The sequence below is a fragment of the Flavobacterium sp. genome (assembly GCF_043773265.1).
GTDB lineage: Bacteria > Bacteroidota > Bacteroidia > Flavobacteriales > Flavobacteriaceae > Flavobacterium.
The window spans coordinates 1-4,520 of the sequence record NZ_JAYVFH010000018.1 but is presented as its reverse complement, the minus strand read 5'-3'; the positions used below and the strand labels follow the sequence as shown (position 1 = coordinate 4,520).

The window sequence follows — 4,520 nt, the reverse complement described above, 5'->3', positions numbered from 1 at the left end:
GGTTTAGAAGTACGAATGTTCAAATTTAGCACAATGTTCATTAGAATTCCAAATGTTCAATTTAGCACTGAAGCCCAGCTTTTGCAAAACCCCTGTTAGTGGCAGTTAATGTTAGAAAGGTGGTTTGTCTTTATCTGATTTGTCAATTATTTTCAATAAGTCACTTGCGACTACAATTCTATCAAAAGTGGAAATAAAATCAAGTTCTACATCTCTATGAGAACAAGGATTTTTATAATATCCAAATGCTCCTGAAATATAGTTTGAAAATGCTTCTCTTTCAGAAACTGGTAAATTCATATCAGTCAAACAACCATTTTCTGAATTAAATGCTTTTCTTATCAGTTTTATCCCAACATCCTCTGCATCAGCTTTTGTTAATTTACGAATTCTTGTTTCTATACATTTGAATGCTTGAAGAACTGCACTTTCATAATGTCCACCTTCTAAAAGTTTAAAACTCTTTTTAACTATTTCTGGATGAACATAAGTTTTTGGCATTAAAGTATATTCTTTAATAACTTTTGCAAACTCTCGTTCAGGAAATCTAAATCCTAATTTAGTTGGATAGAATTTATCTTCCTCTTCGCCGTCTTCATCAGCTGTCGTTGCTCTTTGGAATTTTCTTATGTCTATATGAGTATCGGTTGAAGCTTTGTACTTTATTCTTGTAAACCTAATTGGTTGATAGCCTCCCTCATTAGCTTCTCCAATTATATTTTGGCTTTCAATTTTAGCTTCTATTTCTGATTTTACAGATTTAGATTTTATTTTAGGTTTTGCTTTAGCCATGTTATTAACTATTCAATTTTATTGTTGGTACTATTTTGATTTCTTAAGACACTGAACATAAGATTTGAACTTATCAGCAAATTCTAAATCAATTTCATGGTCATAAATATAAAGTCTAAATTTTTTAATTTGCTTTGTTGAAAATGTGTTTAGGTCTGCTAACGTCAAAGTTATAAAAGCAGAATATTCAAAACCACCACCATTGGCATCCACATCTATTTCTTCAGTTCTTGCCCATTTTGTTCCATCTTGAAATAAAATAATTACACCTTTTTCATTAACATTAACTGTACTGCCATAAGTTCTTAATTTTAAATAGTAAACTGATTTACCATTCTTAATGTGCTTATAAATAATTATTGGCGAAATTGAATTCTCAACCATTAATGGGGAACTAAATTTAATTTCTTTTGTAAAATCATCTATTTCTTTTTCTATTTCAATGCAAGGTTCTTGTTTGATTTGTGGAATTGGCAAATCAATTAGAAAGGGGAATTTATCTACGTATTCACAATTATATTGATAATATATTTTTTGTTTTGTAGTAATATTTAATAATTCAAATATTGGATTATTTAAAACTGAACATCTTTGCTTCTCATTCCATTCAATGCTATCAATAGTAAAAATATTATTTAATAAATATTCATTATTTTTCAAACTGTCTTTCGAGGTTCTTATTGAACCTTTTTCATCAGGAAATAATATTTCATATCTATAGCCTTCTTTAAAATTTTTTATTGACGGATAGAAACACATTGTAAAGCTCAATGGATGTTTTATATTGGTATCAATTATTACTTTTTGTCCTTTGTATTTTAAAAAACCTTCACCCAAGAAGTTTTTTATATATGTCTGACTTTTAACAGAAGTTGATAATAAAATTGCTATTAATATTTGAATTACTGTCTTCATTATTTACGTTTTTTTTAATTGCTACTAACGTCTCGTGGCTTGGCGTCAGTTGGGGATTTGGTTAGCCAAATGTATAAATTAAAGACTGAACTTCCAAACACAAAACCAACTTTAAAGTTTGCCTAAAACCCCAATTGCGCCAAACCGCTGTTATCCTCATTTTGTTACTGCCAGTTTCATTTTGCACTTAAAGCATTGTATTTATTGACTTTATAAAAATAGACTATGCAATTTTAAGCAACAAAAAGCAACGTAATACTTGTTTTGTTATACCTAATGTTGTACCTTCGTATCACGATGCACCCAATTGAAAACCCAGTATTTACAATACTTTCACTCTTTCGCATTGCTTTACAAATATAGTACAACATTTCTAAATTCCTAACTTTATGGCTTCAATTAAACTAATTTTAAGAACACACCAGGCAGACCAAACAGGACACAGTCCATTGTACATAAGAATTATAAAAGATAGAAAAACGAAATTTATCACTGCTGGAGTGAAACTCAAAGAGAACGAGTGGGATGAACTAAAGCAGAAAGTAAAAAAGAACCATCCAAACAGCGCGAGGATGAATGCCAACTTATCTCAAAAAATTGCTGATGCTGAAGGTCAGGTTGCGGATATGGAGCGTAAAGTAAAATCCATTTCAATCAGTAAGTTAAAAGATGCCATCAAGGGAAAAGAAGTGCCAAACTTTTTTGAGTATGCTTATGCTAGATGTGAAAAAATAAAAGGCAGCGTATCATTCGGAACTTATAAAAACTACACGTTGTACACCAAGAAATTTGAAAACTATGTAGGAAGCAAGGATGTTTATTTTGATGATATTACGGTTTCGGTTTTAAAAGATTATATGGCACATATGGGAAATGTTTTAAAAAACGGAGCCACCACGCAACGCTATTCAATTATGATTTTGGCGATAATGTTTAAGGAAGCTATCAAAGAAGATATTATTCCGGAATATATGTACCCATTTAACAAACTGACATTAAGAAAAGATACTGAAAAAAGAGTTTTCCTAAATAAAGACCAAATCGAAAAATTAACCAATTTAGAGCTAAAGGAAGGACGAAAAGCCGATCTATGGCGAGATTTATTCATTTTCTCAATTTACGCGGGAGGATTAAGATTTAGTGATGTTATCGAGCTGCAATACACCAATTACAATATTGAAGAGCAAAGAATTAAAAAAGTAATCCGCAAAACAGGAAGACTGCACCAGTTTAAAATTGGTAAGGTTGCGATTGATATTTTAAATAAATACATCAAGGAAGACAGACAGCACGATGATTATATTTTCCCGATAATAACAGATAAAGTAAGCTACAATAAGAACGAAGAAATGCGATATTTCGTTTCTTCACGAGAAAATCATTCCGCCAATTTCCAACTCAACCGTATGGGTAAAATAATGAAACTGCCGTTTCCACTTTCTTTCCATTTATCAAGACACAGTTTTGCCACAAATGCATTAAATAATGGAATGAGAATTGAGCACGTTTCTAAATTAATGGACCATACAAACATCAGCACAACGCAGATATATGCTAAAATCATAAGCGAAGAACTAGATAAAGCGGTAGACAACTATATTTTTTAAATATCGTGTTAAGTATTAATTTTATTGAAGTTAAACGATTGTTAATAACTTCAACTAAAATCCTTTAACAAGGATTTTTTTTATTTTATAACTTTACAACAAAGTAAACAAGTAATTTTTAAAGCATTCGAAACGAGTGATAAGCGAACTCTGGTTTAAAACACTAGGAATTCCAAAAAGCAAACAATTTAAAACAGCTTTTTATTACCTTTCAATACCAAATGAATAACAAAAAAAACATATTACAATTTGAACTCAAAGGATCAAAATATGCAAACAGCTCCGTTTGTAGAATTATTGGCAGTGCCTACGGCTCTGTCCAAAAATCCTTTATTTGATATAATCGTTGAAGACAAAATCAACATTCAGAATTATTGCAATGCTTTAATTGCTAAAATTTTAGAACTCAAACAATCTCAATTCCCTGCATTTATCGATTATCAATTCAACCAGGTAAAGAACCCGGAAATATGGATTTGTAAACTCGAAAAACTTTTAGCCAACAATGAAGCTTTTTTCAGCTCCAAAACGGCAATGAGTAGATACAATAAACTCTATTTTCTAATCGAAAAAAAACGTTCAGAGCTGCAATCTTCGAGCGTAAAAGAACCAATTGCAAAAACACCAAAGAAATTCATAAATGCCGAAAGTGAAGACCGTCATTTTTCGTTTTACGAATTAAAAAAACAATTAATTACTTGTCAAAGTGATGAAGAAAAAATACTATTGTTAACTAAAGAATTGTTTGAATACCAACAAGCAAGTATCGAATTTATCAATCAAAAAACGCCAATGTATGATGCACAATGTGCTAAAGAAATTGAGCATATTTATGCATTACAAAAATTACAAGCGGCTGTAGAACAAACCAAAAGAGAACAAAATCAAAACCAATTACCATTTAAAAAGATGCAAATTAATTGCAATCTAAACCAGTTTATTGATATCCATTACCAGTTTACAAGAGAGTTATTTGTAGATGGAAAATCAATGATTGATGGTTCAGTGAATGACTTGGTGGCAATTATCGTAAATTCTTATGTTGATAAAGACGGAAAAGAAATAAGTCCTGAAACAGTAAAAACAATACTCACACCTTCAAGAACCGAAAAACGTCCGAAACCCCATAAAAGAATAGACATCGACAAAATGCTCTAAAACAAAATAGTCCTGAAAGACCATTTCAGGACTTTTGGACTTTTTACA

Annotated in this window: 4 protein-coding genes; 2 read left to right on the top strand and 2 right to left on the bottom strand. The window is 30.7% G+C overall.

The genetic code is table 11. The annotated features are described in order from the left end of the window. Positions 1 to 111: 111 nt before the first annotated feature. Positions 112 to 792 carry a TIGR02391 family protein gene (locus ACH2BO_RS00925; protein ID WP_395042881.1) on the bottom strand — a complete coding sequence of 227 codons (681 nt, stop codon included), beginning with the start codon at positions 790 to 792 and terminating at the stop codon, positions 112 to 114. 30 nt (positions 793 to 822) lie between these two features. Beyond that, entirely contained in the window at positions 823 to 1,707 is an 885-nt protein-coding gene (locus ACH2BO_RS00920; RefSeq protein WP_395042880.1) for a hypothetical protein, read from the bottom strand. Positions 1,708 to 2,096: 389 nt separating this feature from the next. Here ACH2BO_RS00920 and ACH2BO_RS00915 point away from each other — a divergent pair, with 389 nt between their 5' ends. Next, positions 2,097 to 3,314, top strand: coding sequence for a tyrosine-type recombinase/integrase (locus tag ACH2BO_RS00915; protein WP_395042879.1), 1,218 nt, complete (start codon positions 2,097 to 2,099; stop codon positions 3,312 to 3,314). A gap of 270 nt (positions 3,315 to 3,584) precedes the next feature. Then, positions 3,585 to 4,472 (top strand): hypothetical protein, encoded by an 888-nt coding sequence (locus ACH2BO_RS00910; protein ID WP_395042878.1) that lies wholly within the window; start codon positions 3,585 to 3,587, stop codon positions 4,470 to 4,472. Positions 4,473 to 4,520 lie beyond the last annotated feature (48 nt).

What these genes read in the sequence shown, in the direction of transcription:
- ACH2BO_RS00915 (WP_395042879.1), top strand. Translation starts at nt 2,097, where the DNA reads ATGGCTTCAATTAAACTAATTTTAAGAACACACCAGGCAGACCAAACA.
- ACH2BO_RS00910 (WP_395042878.1), top strand. Translation starts at nt 3,585, where the DNA reads ATGCAAACAGCTCCGTTTGTAGAATTATTGGCAGTGCCTACGGCTCTG.
- ACH2BO_RS00925 (WP_395042881.1), bottom strand. Translation starts at nt 792, where the DNA reads ATGGCTAAAGCAAAACCTAAAATAAAATCTAAATCTGTAAAATCAGAA.
- ACH2BO_RS00920 (WP_395042880.1), bottom strand. Translation starts at nt 1,707, where the DNA reads ATGAAGACAGTAATTCAAATATTAATAGCAATTTTATTATCAACTTCT.